The following is a 641-nucleotide window of genomic DNA, read 5'->3' as shown; positions in this document are numbered from 1 at the left end:
TTTTTAATAGGGAAGTGAAGTGTTATTAAGAAAGCTCGCCTGAAACGAGTCTAAAAATTCAGTTGTCCTAGTGACACATTTATGTGTCCCCATCGTCTAGAGGCCTAGGACACCGCCCTTTCACGGCGGTAACAGGGGTTCGAATCCCCTTGGGGACGCCACTTACTATTTTAAGTATTGTGTAAAGCAGTGTGACACCGCACTCTCTATGCACGACGTTATCAAGAGTACTAATCTCTTGGGGACGCCACTTACTTATTTTTAATAGGGAAGTGAAGTGTTATTAAGAAAGCTCGCCTGAAACGAGTCTAAAAATTCAGTTGTCCTAGTGACACATTTATGTGTCCCCATCGTCTAGAGGCCTAGGACACCGCCCTTTCACGGCGGTAACAGGGGTTCGAATCCCCTTGGGGACGCCACTTACTATTTTAAGTATTGTGTAAAGCAGTGTGACACCGCACTCTCTATGCACGACGTTATCAAGAGTACTAATCTCTTGGGGACGCCACTTACTTATTTTTAATAGGGAAGTGAAGTGTTATTAAGAAAGCTCGCCTGAAACGAGTCTAAAAATTCAGTTGTCCTAGTGACACATTTATGTGTCCCCATCGTCTAGAGGCCTAGGACACCGCCCTTTCACG

2 tRNA genes are annotated in these 641 nt (G+C 44.9%); both read left to right on the top strand.

Annotated elements, in window-relative coordinates:
• The first annotated feature begins 85 nt into the window (after positions 1-85).
• Positions 86-161: transfer RNA gene (locus tag H5159_RS20750), tRNA-Glu, on the top strand.
• A 182-nt stretch (positions 162-343) separates the two neighbouring features.
• Positions 344-419 (top strand) — tRNA-Glu (locus H5159_RS20745).
• The last annotated feature ends 222 nt before the right edge of the window (positions 420-641 follow it).

Origin of the sequence: Pseudoalteromonas sp. SG43-1 (genome assembly GCF_014164415.1) — a bacterium.
GTDB classification, from domain to species: domain Bacteria; phylum Pseudomonadota; class Gammaproteobacteria; order Enterobacterales; family Alteromonadaceae; genus Pseudoalteromonas; species Pseudoalteromonas distincta.
Note: the sequence above shows the minus strand (reverse complement) of the source record. Positions and strands in the feature narration are given on the sequence as shown.